The organism is Halobacteriovorax sp. DPLXC-1, from assembly GCF_036903125.1.
In the GTDB taxonomy this organism is placed as follows: domain Bacteria; phylum Bdellovibrionota; class Bacteriovoracia; order Bacteriovoracales; family Bacteriovoracaceae; genus Halobacteriovorax_A; species Halobacteriovorax_A vibrionivorans.
The window spans coordinates 452,810-467,686 of the sequence record NZ_JAYMCO010000003.1 but is presented as its reverse complement, the minus strand read 5'-3'; the positions used below and the strand labels follow the sequence as shown (position 1 = coordinate 467,686).

Sequence of the window (14,877 nt, the reverse complement as noted above, 5' to 3'; positions counted from 1 at the left end):
GCTTAGTTGTAGTCACCTCTTCTTAACTTTCTTTCAACATCTTTTTTCTGCTGATCAGATCGCTTGTCGTGGAGCTTCTTACCTTTAGCTAAGGCAATTTCTAACTTCACGCGAGAACCCTTAAAATAGATAATCGTTGGAACAATCGTTAAGCGCTCGGCCTTTGCACGGTGAGCGATTTCAGCGATCTCTTTTTCATGGAGAAGAAGCTTTCTCTTTCTCGCCTCTTCATGATTGAATTGATTTCCAAATTCATATTCAGGAATCTTGATATTATTGGCCCAAACTTCGCCATTTTTATCAATTGTAATATGGGCCTCACCAATTGAGACTTTTCCAGCACGCAATGACTTCACCTCTGTTCCAGCGAGAACCATTCCAGCTTCGTAAAGTTCAAGTAATTGATAATCGAACTTTGCTCTCTTATTTTTGGCTATTATTTTCTTTCCCATATTTACTCATTTAAAAATTTATATAGATTTTGCAGGTCTTCTAATTTTAGCGCTTCTGCCCTAACTGTCAAAGGTTGATTGATATGTGCTAGGCCCGCTTGAATTTTTTCAACAGAAGTATAGCTCTTTAGAACCTTTCCTAGCTGCTTTCTCTTAAATTGAAACACTGCTCTTAAGAATTTCTCAAATTTTGTAAATTCGTCCAGAGCAATCACAGGATTGTCTATTCTCTCAAAGCTAATAACGGCCGAGTCCACTTTTGGTGGTGGCGTGAAAGCTCCCGGAGGCGCCTTAACTAGAAGCGATGTTTTAAAATATGTTTGTGATAAGGCCATTAGAGAGCCCATGAAATTCTTCTTTGAAGCAAAGGCAAAGACCTTATCGGCAACTTCTCGTTGAAACATCAATGTCATATATTTAATTGATGGTGTTTGAAGAAATTTAAGAAGTAGCGGCGTTGAAATATTATAAGGCAAGTTTGAAACAAGCCATGTCTTATCACCAAGTCCCTTCTCATTAATGAAGGCCTCAAAATCAAAGGCCAATGCATCCGTAAAGTTGATATGATCAGCTTTTACAATTGGTGCAAGGTATTCAATCATGCGCTCATCTTTTTCAACAACGTGAATATCTTGGTTATGAGCAGCAAGGTTCTTAGTAAGAATTCCAGGGCCTGGTCCTACTTCAATAATACTTTCGGCAACTTCAGCAAAGTCATCTGTTATCTTAGAAATAATATTCTGATTATTTAAGAAGTGTTGTCCTAGATCTTTATTGGCCCAAGGTAGTTTCTTGCTATCTTCCACTAAGTCTTCCTATGTTCTTTCTTATTAATAAATCGAGAACGTGCATCAATGCTAAGTGTAGCAGGATACTTAATACGACTCTCATAATTTCTTAGGGCATAATTAGCAATCATGGCACCATTATCTGTACAATATTTAGGTTCAACAAAGAATACGTTCTTATACTTCTCTTTTAAAACTTTTCTTAGATAGCTATTACAAGCGACACCGCCTCCCACAACAACAGGGAGATTCTTATGTCCCAACTCTCCAGCTTTCTCAATTGCATAGCGAAGCTTAAGCTTTAGGGCCGACACAATAGCGTGCTGATAAGAAGCACAAATATCTTTTGTATCCTGATTAATATCTTCAGGAGACTTCACATAATAATCTGGGTTCTTCTCTAGAAAGGTTCTCAGGGCCGTCTTCACACCTGAAAAACTTAGGTTACAATCTTTTGAAGTCTTAAGCCCCACAGGGAATTCAAAACGATTGATATCACCTTCTTTTGCTAGATCATCAATAATTCGGCCAGCAGGATAACCAAGTCCCATTAGCTTTCCGCCTTTGTCATAGGCCTCACCTGCGGCATCATCAATTGTTGAGCCAAGAACTTCCACATCATCACTTGCGCGAACAAGAGTGTAGAGACTGTGGCCTCCACTTACAAGAAGTCCGATATATGGATAAGTCACTTCATGAGTGAGATGAACTGCTTCAAGATGAGCAAAGAGGTGGTTTACCGCAAAGATATCCACTTTCTTTAAAAGAGAAATCGTCTTGGCCGCATTTAGTCCCGTTAAAAGTGGACCAAGGAGTCCTGGGAAAGTCGTCACACCAACAAGATCAATATCTGAAAGTGTCACACCTGCTTTTTTAATGGTTACATCTAAGAGCGGGGCCAATTTATCGAGGTGATTTCGAGAAGCAATTTCAGGAACAACTCCACCCCATTGGGCAAGCATTTGCTCTTGTGAAAATAACTCAAATGCCAAAACTTCAGGGGCCTGCCCAGAAGTTGGATCACCTTTAAGAACCGCCACTGATGTGTCGTCACAACTTGTTTCAATGCCTAAAATATACTTTTGACTCACAGCTTATTACCGTTTTTTAAGTTATTGATTTATTTAGGTGCACCCTATCACTATTTGAGAATTTTATCGACAATTTTGACAATTTTTTCAAAGTGATCTTTGGAAAAGTTGGCCTGCATATGCTTTGCGATGTCTTCACTATACTCAAGATCGTAGTGATACTCTTCCATCTTCTTAGCTAGCTCATGGGCCACAATAAAAACTGCTGTTAAGGGCTTAATTTGTTTAGCATATAGCCCACGGGGAAAGCCATTTCCATCAGGTTTTTCGTGGTGATTGACGAGGATTTCGTAAAGATTCTGGTCATTTATCCCCTCTTTTTCAAGAGTTTCAGATATCAGACGCCCGTGACTTAGAACAATATTCTTATCATAATCACTTAGCTCGGCCTTAAGAAGCTCTCCTTGAGAAGAGATGCGAGCAAGTGACTCATCTTCTAAGAGAAGATCGTGGTAAACAGAAGTCAGAATAATCGTTTCAATATTATCTTTCTTTCCCCAGGCCAGCTGCTTTAGAATTTCAACACCTAAGATACTTGTTAGGTAGCAGTGGTCATAGAGGTAATTTGTCATCTGCTCTCTTTCTGCCAAGAGATTCTTTAGCTTCACACTACCTTGGGATAGTTTTTTAAGATTTGAAACATAACTATCCACCACGGCCATGGAACCTTCACTAATTCCATAATTTCCAACGAGTCTCTTTAGAGTCATAATCGACTTTTGAGCAATATCCAGATGTTCAGCTGGCGTTGATGGATCGTATTTTAGAAATGAAACTTCACCTGCATTAACGACAAATTCATCCAGATCATCTTTATTGATATAGAGATAATTAATATCGCGATCAAGATAACTTTCAATTTGAGAGATTGTAAAAGTATCTCCCCTTTTGATGACCTTAACAAATTTTGAATCACTAAGTTTTACATAGGTATCGCAAAGAGCAATGGTTCCTCTAAGGAAGTACTCTGTATTGATTTTCTTATAAGCTGTTCGAGATTGAACAAAACTTGAAGGTCCACTCAATTCCGTGACGATATTTTCAAATGAGACATAAGAAAATGGTTTTGGAAGATGCGCTCTTTTTAAGTGATAAGTAATATCACGTTCAAAGTTTATAAACTCTGCTTCAGTGAATGATGTAATCGTTAGAGTTGGAATATTTAACGACTTACTATCGAGAAAAGAGAAAATATCCTCGTCCCCATCGCGAAAGTACTCTGAAATAATAAGATGATAATTACCAGACGCATTGAGCTTGGCCTTAAGATCCTTAAAACTAGCAACTCGCGTGATATTGGAATCTTGGAACGTGTTCTCGATACCTAAGACGTATATATCACTTAATTCAAAATCTGGTTCCGCAATTAAGACGTTAAAACTCATAGAAGATATTTTAACACTTGCCCAATTTTTTCCCTAGATGGAACTTTATGCTTTTATCTCACCCAGTAAAGCACCATTCCAATATAGCAGGCCAAGAAAATACTCCCCGCAATACGATAAAATGCTCTCTTCATATAAGAGATTGCAATTAAGAAAAGTGCTGCAAATACTAGAGCACAAACCTCGGGCATGAAATTTTCTGAAATTTTAATTTTATAAAAGACCAAACTTCCAAGAACGAAGGCCACGTTGAAAATATTTGAACCGATGATATTTCCTGTGATGATATCGGAGTTCTTTCCCTTCTTTACTGTCATGATTGCCGTAACAAGTTCAGGAAATGAAGTTCCAAAGGCCACAAAAATAGCAGAGATAACATAACTTGAAATGCCAAATGCCAAGGCAAGTCCAGTTCCACTCTTAACTAGTAACTCTCCCCCACCATATAAAAGGGCAAAGCCAGCAAGAAGGTGAAGAATCTCTTTCATTTTAATTTCATCTTCTTTATGACTTGGTTTTTCAGGGTCGGCCATATGGGCGCGCTCTTTTTTCATCTCTCTAAATGTGTCAAAGAGGTAGAAGGCCATGAAGCCAAGAAGAAGAGCACTTCCCCACCAGTAGATTTGCTCTTGTAAGAGTACAACACCTAAGATTGCAGTAAGGATTAAATGAAGAATTAATTGTCTCTTAATATCTGCTGACGTCAAAAAGAGTCTTCCAAGAAGTCCCGAGACCCCTAGGATCAAAAAGAGGTTGGCAATATTTGAGCCCACAATATTTCCCAGAGCAATCCCTGGATCACCGCGATAGCTTGCTAGCTGAGAGACGAAGAATTCTGGAAGCGATGTTCCAAATCCTACGATTAAAAGTCCAATAACTAAAGGAGATAGTCCTAGAGCAAGACCAATTTTCTCTGCAGACTCAAGAGCAAACTCGGCCCCATAATAAAGCATAACAATAGCAAGAACTAATAACACAACTTGTAAAACCATAAATTATTTCCAATAATTAACATATGTTAGATTTAAAACGCATTTATCTTCAGTTTAGCAAAAAGAATTTCAAATTCCTAAATATTTCGTCGTGCTTTATTGCCGACATCTTTGTTGCTGCCTATATCTATATTCTCTATACAGATCCTAAGCTGTATGAGGATTATTTAAGCACCACAGCAAAAATGATGGAACAAGTAGATAAGGCCAGTGCATCAATGATGAAAGACCCTGTCTTTCAAAAACAAATTGTGGATCTGATGATTCAATCGGCCATAACTCTTATTTGTATCTATCTCATCATTCATCTCTTCATATACCTCTTTCGTTTCTATGATAAGAAATTTGCTGACGGCTACCTAAAATTCTATTGTTGGACGGCAGGTGTGCTGATGCCAATTGTGGCCTTATGGGATTTTTCAAATCCCCTAGTATTGATGTTTATGATTCCTGGAATCATTCTTCTCTTTAATGCATTTGGCTTTAAGTACCAGAGACAAATGAAGGAAGAATAAAATTTGTTAAATGAGGAAGAGTCCAATCAGGCATACTGCGTGCCTGGCCTTTGGCCTTTTGAAGTCCACATACAGCAAGTAAGAATGAATCAAAGGCACGAACATTTTTTACAATGATCTCTAAATCATTATCATAGATAAAGATCCCTAGCTTATTTTCTATCTTTTTCACAATATCAAGACGGGCCTCAATTCCAAGATCAAGATCTGTGAGATTTAAGATATTCTTTTTTAGAATGATACGACTCTTTAATAATTCTAAGAGAATGAGGTTTACATGCCCTTCATAGAAGAAACACTCCTGAGGGAAATGTCTTTTCATATAAGAAAAGCGCGAAAGCATCATGAGTGATGTATTTCCAAATGAATCAAAAGTTGTATTAAAGAGTTCTAAGAGTTGATCGTGATATGAGCACCAAATCCAAAAATCAAGTGAGCGATTCCAATAAGGAACAAAACCTTTTTTCAATCTTCTCTTAAATGACTTTGATAACATAAAGTCCTGAGACTCTTTAGAAAAAGTATCGCGATCAAAATGAGTGAGATCTTCAAAATTTCTTCTTCTCTCATACTCTTTTGGATTTTCTTCTTCCATCTTTCGATCAATTTCTAAGATGGCCGTAATATCTTCTCTGACCTTCTCCACATGCCCCACTGGACACTTGGCAACACCTGGGCACTTTAGATTACACTCATGACAGGCCGGGCGAGAAAGAGGGAAATCCACAATGACGTGTTTCAAATCGTATTTATCAATCCACTGATTGAGAATATCATCTCCATCAGAGTATTCATCTTCATCTTTTACATCCAGAATAGACTTAAGAAACCAACGTCCGCTTTCTTTATGGTGATCAAGTAGGCAGAAAAAGAAATTATCTCTTCTTCCTCCCTTCATTGAAAGTCCGGCGACGCGATTAAAAGTTAAGTTCATAGTGGCGCTTCAACACTAAACTCTAAGACCTTCATCTTTGAGCGTGTAATCTCCTTTAATACAGCTTCTTTATGTTGTGGGCCGTGAGCAAGAATGAAACATCCGCCTCCACCAGCTCCACAAACCTTCATACCAATAACATGCCCACTTTCTCTAAGTTTTGAATAGAGAGCTCTCATGTCATCAGTAACAATTCCTGAAAATAACTTTTCTCTTTGTGCACCTTCACGACAAAGAAGTCCAAGAAAGTCATCAAATTGCCCATCTTTAATTGCGCGATAAGCAGAGAATGTTAAGTCACGAATTGTTGCAAGCCCTTCTCTTACACCATTTTCATGATCAAAGAAGTCTTTGTAAACTTGCCAATTATTAATTGCTGAAAGCCTCAGCTTTCCAGAATAAACTAAAGTTAAATGAGACTCTAAGAAATTTTTAAAAGAGTCACTATAAAGTTGTTCAACTGCAATAGCACTATCAGTTGCCTTTAGAGCAAGAACCCCTCCGTAAAGAGCGGGATAATAATCTTGGTAACCACAAGGGCCCTTATTTAAGATCTTCGATTCAATATTTTGAACAGTATTGATGGCCGTTTGGCGATCAAATTCGCGATCAGTAAAATCACATAGCGCTTTATAGACAGTCACACCCATTGATGAAGAGCCACCAAGGCCAGCACCAGGAGGCGATCCGGATTCAGTCGTAAGACGTATTCCACTCGTTAGCTGAAAGTGGTGAAGAATTTGAGCAAGAAATGAAAGTGGCCCAAAGGTCTCACCTTCAAAATCTTCATTTGTGAAATCGACACTAGAATGGCGAGTTGTTGATTCATAATCAATTGAAACAAACTCAACACCTTCATAGTCAATTTCTTCAATAATAACCTTGGCCTTAAGTGATGTTGCCAAGTTTAGTGTAATTGTATTTCTAAGAACCTGATTGATAGGAACAATATCGAGAGTTCCCCCTAAGAGATCAACTCTTACAGATCCTTCATTTGAAGCACTTTTAACCATTATAAATTCCAATATACGGCAGCTCTCTATAGCGTCCGTCAAAGTCTAGGCCGTAGCCAATAACAAATTTATCTTCAATTTCAAAACCAAGATAATCAATCGAAACTGGATGTGCAGTCTTTGCAGGCTTATGCAGTAATGTTGCAAGTTTAATTGATTTTGGTTCTCTTTCTTTTAGTAGAACGTTTAACTCACTAATTGTAAGTCCTGTATCCACAATATCTTCAACAAGAACAACGTTCTTGCCTTTAATATCAACTTTAATATCTTTAGTGATTGTAATCTTTCCTGTACTTTCTGTTCCCTTATAAGAGCTAGCTCCAATAAAGTCGAAATAAACAGGAGACTTCATCTGACGAATAAGATCGGCCACGAAAATAAATGCACCATTTAACACACCAACGACCACAACCTCTTCTCCACCGAAGTCTTGATCAATTTGCCTAGCTAATTCTTTAATACGTGATTCAATTTTCTCTTGAGAAATATAAGTTTCAATGGCCATAAACTTTCCTTACTATACAAATGAGTTATTTAAGATTTCACCGACACCACCTGCTCCTGGTACGATGTATTGTTTTCCAGTTAAACCAACTTCCTCATCCCAAAGAGTTCCAGGAACTGTTTTTAAAACGTGCTCCGGAGAAAGTCCTCGATCAAGCCTTAGCGCATAGATCTCCACATCAGGATGATCCTTTTGCATACGCTTAATATACTCAGGCGTTACAATGAGATTAATCGAAATATATTTTAAGGCCTTGCCCTTAACTTGATCTTTGTAGTGTCCAACCGCAAAAGACATGGAACCACCAGTTGCCCCCATTGGATCAGGAAGAATGACAATAGCACCCTCTTGGCCGCCACCAATCTTTGATCCACTAACATCCACTCCAATCACTTGTTCATTTTCATCTACCTTACGATTAACATAGAAATGATCCTGACGGATTAAAGAAGAGTTTAAGAAATAGTTTAGATTTTCAAAGCAAACGTGACTTGGGAAAGTTCCTGCGCGCGCAAGATCCACACAAACAACAGGTTGCTCTTTCTTTATGACCTCTTGATCAAAAACGGCCTTATCTGTAAGCCCTGCCATACGAGAGCGAACTTCAATAACTTCCTTAGGAAATGAATTTCCAAGTACTGCTTCAAGAAGAATAAAGTATAGCTTTTGTATTAAGTGATTGAGTTCTGGCTGAATGACGCCTTCATTTGAAAAGCGCGCTAATAAGCTTTCTGCCAAAGGATTGGAGAGAATGTAAACATTCTCTCCATATTTGTGTTCGATTTGACTTATTTTAAAATCGTTAGATTCGTAGTGTACGTCTTTAAGTTTTGATATTTTAGATTGTGTTTTCATTTTCCAATTTCACCTCGCTCTTAGAGTTTACCTCTTTTAAGCCTCCAAGTGAAATTGAAAATGCCTTAACATCTTGATCTTCATCTAAATAATCATAGTGAGCACGACATCTTGCTTCATATAAATCGGCCTCTCCCACAAGAACAGTTTTCTTATTCTCACTTGGTAGTCGATATGTTTTCGAAGCTGGTGCACCACAAACAGTACAGATGGCCTGAATCTTCATGACATCGTCTGCGATACATAGAAGCTCTGGCATTGGACCAAAAGCTTTTGATTTAAAGTCTTGATCTAGGCCTGCACAAATAACGCGAATTCCGCGACGAGCAAGTTTAGAAACGACTTTGATAATTGTGTTATCGAAGAATTGAACCTCATCAATTGCCACGATACGAGTTGAATCATAAACCTTCTGTAAGATTTCAACTGCATCCTTAACCGGTTCTGCTTCCACATGACGTGAAGAATGACTTACGACATTTGTCTTGTGATAACGGTCATCAATAACAGGTTTGAAAATTTGAACTTTTTGACGAGCAATTTGTGCTCGAGTTACTCGACGGATTAACTCTTCCGTCTTCCCAGAAAACATTGGTCCGCATACGACCTCAATGCCGCCGGTTTGGTGTGCGTGGCTTGCGTACATTGACTTAAACTCCTATTAATGTCAGATTTTTTTGTGTTGTGTCTCTAGGATTTATTATGACGGCCTAAGGGTTTTTAGGCCACTTACATCTTCTATCAAAAATTGAAAGCAACGCAACGAGTGCAGTGAGCCTAAATAAAGCTTATGATGAGACTGATGTACATTAGCATCACGAGGAAAAGCCCTACGATCAGTATTAATGGGGATAAGAGAATAAAGAAGCTTTGCACAAAAGAAAACCTCAGATTATAACGCAGTCCAAAATACAAGTAGACCACTTGAGAAACAAATTTTAAAAAGTCCCCAAAGATTGGAATGATTAAAAAGAAATTCCCTACGAGCGACGCAGCAATCGTATCTTCAAGATTAACTCCCTCAAGATCCTTATCAAAGAGTCCCGCAAAAAGAGAAATCACCACTCGCCAGAATTTAACAAAAACCCAGGCAGAAAGTGGGAAGAAGACAACTTTAAATAGTGTCGAAAATAAGAAAGCCTTTTGTTGAAATTCACTTGATGAGAAAATTGCAGGAAGAAAGCCTTCCTTTGCCATTTGCGCAGATAAGAGAATACCGATATGAATTTGTACCAGTGAATAGAGGCCATAGATTAGAACAAATGGCCAAGAGGCCAATGTAAAATCAGTAAACTTTAATTGTACTCCTCGTCGACTCTCATCTTTTACGATTTCAAAGAGACGCGCTTCGCGAATCTTTTCGAGCTCTTCCCTGTGGCTTGCTATATTTGAATTAACAAGTTTTGGATAAAGGAGGTACTTAATATATTGCTGATAAATGCTAATCACGTTTTTATTTTAATTGAATTCCAAATAAATGAAAATAGAACAATGACCTACTCTTTTAGTTCACTATAAAAGAATGATTCTGGCGTTTGGAGAACTTCACGAAATTTTTGATACGGAATGCTTGAGCGAAGTCGATCCTTATCCTTCATATCAGCTGGAAAGGCAGTCTCAAAGCGAGCAATAAGCCAATGCTTCTTCTTATCTGATTCAACTAACATATAAAATTGCTGACTAATGGCTATCTTTTGCCCAAGGATAAATGAGACCTCTTTACCATTTTCAAAAATAAATTTTAATTTTGGAGGATTCTCCAAAGAAAGAAGTTCCTCTTTTACTTCTTCATTATTTAAGATTCGATCAACCTTAAGCTTTTGCAATTCCTCATAGAATAATTTTAGATTCTCATCTTTCGTTTTCTTAAGATCAATACTTGCACCAGAAATTTTAATTCCTGTCACTTGCCCGTAACTTGATAAGGCAAGTATCTCTCGTTTTTGCTTAATCTCTTGTGCCTGATCCTGCTCATCTCTTTCAACCGTAAAATAAGCGGCCGTTATTGTAAGAATCAAAATGATTAGTAGATAGACATTTTTCATTATGCAGCAAACTTCCTACGTTGATAAAGAACGAGGGCCACAATCAAAAAGATCAGTGGAAGGATCACAATTGAAAAATAAAAAATCATTTGCTTCTCTATGACTGATACTAGAAGTGGCTTCTCTTTAAAGACCACTGAATTCATGGAAGCAAGTTGTCCTTGTCCCGTCATCCAATGATAGAGATTTGATATAAATTTAAAATTTGATTGATAACTAAAGAACTTATTTGAAATAAAAGATGTATTTCCAATGGCCATTAGAGCTGGCGCATCTTCACGTGTAATAGCTGCGGCCATATCAATTGGGCCTGCAATATCGGCACTATCTTTTTTAACATCACCTGCAATAACTGAGATTAACTTTTGTTCGGCCCAACTCTTAGGAGAAGAACTTGCAAGAGAGTGAAAGTTTTTAACAAAGTCTTTTGCAGCACTAACAGAGCTAGCAAGAGGAAGAAAGACGCGCTCTCTAAAATCTTGATTTATATGTAATTTATCAAAGCTTGTAATAATGGGTGCTGTCCCCTTTGAGGATTCAAGAGAATTGGCCGGATCAATAACCACATCGTTATGAATAATTAGGCCATTATCCTCAAAAAACTTTTTAAGATTTGTAAGTTTTTCTCCGCGAAAGTTTGGCATAAAGGCACCAAAGATGCGTCCACCATTTTCATAATATGAACTAAGCTTTTCAACTTGCTCTTTTGAGAAATCATTAGTTGGCTCAAGAATAGAAAAGACATTACAAGTTTCAGGTATGGCCTTGGCCTGTAAAAGGTCAATTACATTTAATTTATAAGCTGATTGCTTAAGAACATGAATAAGTCCTGTAAAGCCATTATCAGTACTATCTTGAAACTTAGGATGATAATTAAAACAAATTGTCGGATCTTCTTCTCGTTGCAGACGAATTAACCCATTAGTAATTCCAAGCTCAAGAATACGAGTTACAATAACCTTCTTCTCCCCTTTTACAAGAACAATAGAAGGCGAAACCGTCACCCCGTATTGAGCAATCATATCTGGCCTTAACTCAGGATCATAATAGCTTGTAACAAGTGAAGTATTTTCATTCTTATATAATTCTAAGAGTGAAAGAATAGCGTTCTTTGATTCTTTATTTGAGAAAACAACCATCTCAACTTTTTCATCAAATTTATCAACTGTTTTGACCGTTAAGTCTGATAACGTATTAAGCTTTCTTTGACTTAAGTCCCAAATTCCACCTTTTTTAAAAACGATAAAATTTAAAACAGCAAGGGTGCAAAAGAGTAAGAAAAAGGCGGTAAAGTTAGAAAGTAAATTTCTTCCAAAAGTACTCTTAACAAAATTTCTTATCTCAGTTAAATAAAAGTAAAAAGTTAGAATCGTCATTGCAAGAGCAATGATAAAAGTAGCTCCCACTAAGAAAGCATGCTCAGGAATAACTAAGAAGAGAAAGCATGCAATTAAATAGAAAACGGCGCAAAGGCTAAGAGTAATTTTTTTCATTTTCTAACCCCCATATTGCGAATGCCCACAAAACTAAAGAAGCCAATAAATGAAGCTAAGTAAAGTAGATCAAAGCTTGTTATTGCCCCACGTGAGAAATAGAAAATATGAGAACTAAAACTGAAGTATCTCATAATGGCCTGAACCATCTCATTTTGAATAACATTTGAGCTGGCATAGACAATAAGAAATGAAAATAGCGCCCCAAAAGATAGAACAATTGAAGCAATATATGAGCGACTTAATAATGAAGCATTAAGACCGATGGCCAAGTAGCACATCCCCAGCCCATAGATTCCAATCATATTTGTAAATAATATTGCAAAGTCATCAAACCCCTTTGGTGCTAAAAATAGCGGGATTATGAAGATTGGCAAAGTAATGAAAACAAGCTTAGTAAGGGCACTTAAGTACTTTGCAAAAAAGATCGACTCATCACTTAAGTTTGAAAGCTTTAAAAGAGAGAAAGTATTCTCTCTCTTTTCTTTAACAAAGGCACCCATTGTAATCATAGGAGCAAAGAAAAGTAGAATAAAATTTAGCGCCGAAAATGTTGGTGCAATAACAAAGTCCACGACAGTCTTATTTGTTAACTGTGGTGCCATTTGTAAATTATTATAGAAAATTGCAGACATTATAAAGTTTGAGATGGCCGCAAAGATATAAATAATTGGAGATGAAAAACTCTCCACAACTTCTTTCTTATAGACAATTGAAATTCCTCTTAGGAGCGGTATTGTTTTTTTCAAACTCATGCCTTCCCTCCTGGCTTTGCCGTTAGCTTCTTAAAGATATCCTCAAGGCCAACTTTCTTATTCTGCTGTGAAAGAATAGATAGATCATTTTGTGCAAAGTATTTCGAAAGAATGACTCGTAAGTCCCCATCTGACTTTTCTTTAGAACTCTCTTTAGAAAAAGTATAAATATCACCAGATATTGTGAAATTAACACCAAGCTCTTTTAGCCCATTAAGCTTACTTGTATCAATATTTTCAAATTCAACTTCTACCTCTTGTTTAATCTCAAGAGTTTTTTCAATTTCATCAATTGGTCCATGAGCAATAATATGTCCCTCATTTAAGATGGCGATATCATCACAAATTGAAGCCAGATCACTTAATTGGTGAGAAGAAATAAATATTGTGTGATCTTTTGAGAGATCTTTAATCACTTCTTTAATTTGAATAATCGCATTTGGATCAAGGCCAACTAATGGCTCATCTAAAACAAGAAGTTTTGGGTTATGACAGATTGCTGCTGCAATCCCTACTTTTTGTTTATATCCCTTTGATAGATTTTCAATACGCTGGTGAGAAACATCAGAGAGTCCACATTTTTCGATAATCTCTTGAATTGAATAAGCATTCTGAGATGTTGCGTAAATCTCTTGAACAAACTTTAAAAACGGAGCAACTGTCATGTGACGATACAGCGATGGTTCCTCAGGTAAATAACCAATTGTTAGGTCTTCACTTTTTATTAACTCACCTGCTGTATATTCTTGCTCTTCTAAGATTATCTTCATCAGGGTCGACTTTCCTGCACCATTTGGTCCTAAAAAGCCTAAAACCCCTTGGCGACCGATAGTTAGGTCCACGCCTTTAAGGACTTCCTTGCCAGGAAATGTCTTTCTAATGGCCGACAATTTCACCAGGCTATTATCCATTCCTTGATCCACAGTAAAAATCCTTCTTTAAACCTTCATTTTTTAAAAGCTTCTTTAAAATCCTAACAAAAAATGAAACAATAAGAAAAGTCTTAAAATTTAATCATCAAACCTTTGAGAAGGTTTGCGAATCTTCCGATTAGGAAATATATGACCAAGAATGTAGAGCGTTTCAAAAACTTAGTTGAAAAAGCAAATAATATTGTTATCACAACTCACATCTTTCCAGATGCCGATGGTATTGGAAGTGAGATTGCCTTATGTATGGCCCTTAGAAAACTCGGGAAGAATGCCATATGTATTAACGAGGAAAAGTTATTTGATCGCTATCGCTACCTTGATCCAGATGGGGTTATTTCAAATTACGAAGATTCAAAAGATCATTTTAAAAAAATAGATTTATTCATTGTAACTGATACCAATGCACTTCCTCGTATTGGTAAGAATGTTCAAGAGCTAGTTTTAAAATCAAGTGAGCTACTCTTTATTGATCACCACCCTTGCCCAAAAGAGCTTGCAGCAATTCACTGTGTGGACTCAACCAAAGCAGCAACAGGTGAATTAGTAGGTGAATTAATTGAGGCCCTTGGTGTTAAATTTGATGAGAAGATGGCCTTGGCCCTTTATACTTCAATTATTATCGATACCAGCTCATTTCGTTACCCAACAGTAACGGCCAATACACACAAGATTGCTTCAAAATTATTAGATACAGGTATTTCTCCTCCACAAGCTTTTAATCAAATCAACGGGATTAAACAAGTTGAGTATATTAAGCTTTTAGGCCAAGTACTCTCTTCTTGCCAACTAAGTAAGAGCGGACTTGTTGCATGGATTTCTATGACTGAAAATGATATTGAAAATCATAATTGTGAAGCAGAAGATACACATGGTTTCATTAATCACCTTCTAATTCTTGAAGGGATTGAAGTGGCCTGTATGTTTCGTGAAATTGACGACAAAGTTAAAATCTCATTTCGAAGTGTAAATCAAACTGTTGATGTTGGAATCATTGCTCAAGCACTTGGTGGCGGCGGTCACAATCACTCAGCAGCAACGATTATTGATGGAACACTAGAGAAGACGATTCCAGAAGTAATTCAAAAAATTGATTTAATGATTGAATCAGAAGACTAAGTGTTT

General features: G+C 37.1%; 17 protein-coding genes. 2 read left to right on the top strand and 15 right to left on the bottom strand.

Translation table 11 applies throughout. From position 1 onward, the window contains the following. Positions 1–2: 2 nt before the first annotated feature. From smpB to VCM44_RS12205, 5 genes are read right to left on the bottom strand one after another with little or no spacing between them, the layout of a single operon-like run. Positions 3–452 carry an SsrA-binding protein SmpB gene (gene smpB / locus VCM44_RS12225; RefSeq protein WP_115361442.1) on the bottom strand — a complete coding sequence of 150 codons (450 nt, stop codon included), beginning with the start codon at positions 450–452 and terminating at the stop codon, positions 3–5. Positions 453–454: 2 nt separating this feature from the next. Then, positions 455–1,258, bottom strand: a complete 804-nt coding sequence (gene rsmA, locus VCM44_RS12220; protein WP_115361444.1) for a 16S rRNA (adenine(1518)-N(6)/adenine(1519)-N(6))-dimethyltransferase RsmA — start codon at positions 1,256–1,258, stop codon at positions 455–457. Continuing rightward, entirely contained in the window at positions 1,258–2,331 is a 1,074-nt protein-coding gene (tsaD, locus tag VCM44_RS12215) for a tRNA (adenosine(37)-N6)-threonylcarbamoyltransferase complex transferase subunit TsaD (protein WP_115361446.1), read from the bottom strand. The genes rsmA and tsaD overlap by 1 nt, the downstream gene beginning before the upstream one ends. Before the next feature lie 50 nt (positions 2,332–2,381). Further along, positions 2,382–3,716 (bottom strand): hypothetical protein, encoded by a 1,335-nt coding sequence (locus VCM44_RS12210; protein WP_334678923.1) that lies wholly within the window; start codon positions 3,714–3,716, stop codon positions 2,382–2,384. A 53-nt stretch (positions 3,717–3,769) separates the two neighbouring features. After that, a complete protein-coding gene (locus VCM44_RS12205) occupies positions 3,770–4,708 on the bottom strand; it encodes a calcium/sodium antiporter (RefSeq protein ID WP_334678922.1) in 939 nt (312 codons plus the stop codon). A gap of 23 nt (positions 4,709–4,731) precedes the next feature. On the opposite strand from VCM44_RS12205, the gene VCM44_RS12200 reads away from it, so the two are divergent. After that, positions 4,732–5,223, top strand: coding sequence for a hypothetical protein (locus VCM44_RS12200; protein WP_334678921.1), 492 nt, complete (start codon positions 4,732–4,734; stop codon positions 5,221–5,223). Here the strand turns inward: VCM44_RS12200 and VCM44_RS12195 are convergent. The 10 genes from VCM44_RS12195 to VCM44_RS12150 form a co-directional block, all read right to left on the bottom strand. Next, complete coding sequence (locus tag VCM44_RS12195) at positions 5,192–6,157, bottom strand: hypothetical protein (protein ID WP_115361454.1); 966 nt, start codon at positions 6,155–6,157, stop codon at positions 5,192–5,194. The two genes, VCM44_RS12200 and VCM44_RS12195, sit on opposite strands and share 32 nt — an antisense overlap. Beyond that, entirely contained in the window at positions 6,154–7,170 is a 1,017-nt protein-coding gene (locus tag VCM44_RS12190; RefSeq protein WP_334678920.1) for a GHMP family kinase ATP-binding protein, read from the bottom strand. The genes VCM44_RS12195 and VCM44_RS12190 overlap by 4 nt, the downstream gene beginning before the upstream one ends. Continuing rightward, positions 7,163–7,675, bottom strand: coding sequence for a hypoxanthine phosphoribosyltransferase (gene hpt / locus VCM44_RS12185; protein WP_115361458.1), 513 nt, complete (start codon positions 7,673–7,675; stop codon positions 7,163–7,165). The genes VCM44_RS12190 and hpt overlap by 8 nt, the downstream gene beginning before the upstream one ends. A 12-nt stretch (positions 7,676–7,687) precedes the next feature. Next, positions 7,688–8,530 (bottom strand): uracil phosphoribosyltransferase, encoded by an 843-nt coding sequence (locus VCM44_RS12180; RefSeq protein WP_115361460.1) that lies wholly within the window; start codon positions 8,528–8,530, stop codon positions 7,688–7,690. Continuing rightward, positions 8,514–9,176, bottom strand: a complete 663-nt coding sequence (locus VCM44_RS12175; protein WP_115361462.1) for a thymidine kinase — start codon at positions 9,174–9,176, stop codon at positions 8,514–8,516. The genes VCM44_RS12180 and VCM44_RS12175 overlap by 17 nt, the downstream gene beginning before the upstream one ends. A gap of 131 nt (positions 9,177–9,307) precedes the next feature. Continuing rightward, entirely contained in the window at positions 9,308–9,979 is a 672-nt protein-coding gene (locus VCM44_RS12170) for a hypothetical protein (protein WP_115361464.1), read from the bottom strand. Between the two features lie 47 nt (positions 9,980–10,026). Beyond that, entirely contained in the window at positions 10,027–10,575 is a 549-nt protein-coding gene (locus tag VCM44_RS12165) for a hypothetical protein (RefSeq protein WP_115361466.1), read from the bottom strand. Further along, positions 10,575–12,068, bottom strand: a complete 1,494-nt coding sequence (locus VCM44_RS12160) for a Gldg family protein (protein ID WP_334678918.1) — start codon at positions 12,066–12,068, stop codon at positions 10,575–10,577. The genes VCM44_RS12165 and VCM44_RS12160 overlap by 1 nt, the downstream gene beginning before the upstream one ends. Next, on the bottom strand, positions 12,065–12,823 hold the full coding sequence (locus VCM44_RS12155; protein ID WP_115361470.1) for an ABC transporter permease: 759 nt from the start codon (positions 12,821–12,823) through the stop codon (positions 12,065–12,067). Before VCM44_RS12155 ends, VCM44_RS12160 begins: the two co-directional genes overlap by 4 nt. Next, a complete protein-coding gene (locus VCM44_RS12150; protein ID WP_120404246.1) occupies positions 12,820–13,746 on the bottom strand; it encodes an ABC transporter ATP-binding protein in 927 nt (308 codons plus the stop codon). Before VCM44_RS12150 ends, VCM44_RS12155 begins: the two co-directional genes overlap by 4 nt. A gap of 138 nt (positions 13,747–13,884) precedes the next feature. Here VCM44_RS12150 and VCM44_RS12145 point away from each other — a divergent pair, with 138 nt between their 5' ends. Continuing rightward, positions 13,885–14,871 carry a DHH family phosphoesterase gene (locus VCM44_RS12145; RefSeq protein ID WP_115361474.1) on the top strand — a complete coding sequence of 329 codons (987 nt, stop codon included), beginning with the start codon at positions 13,885–13,887 and terminating at the stop codon, positions 14,869–14,871. Positions 14,872–14,877: the final 6 nt, after the last annotated feature.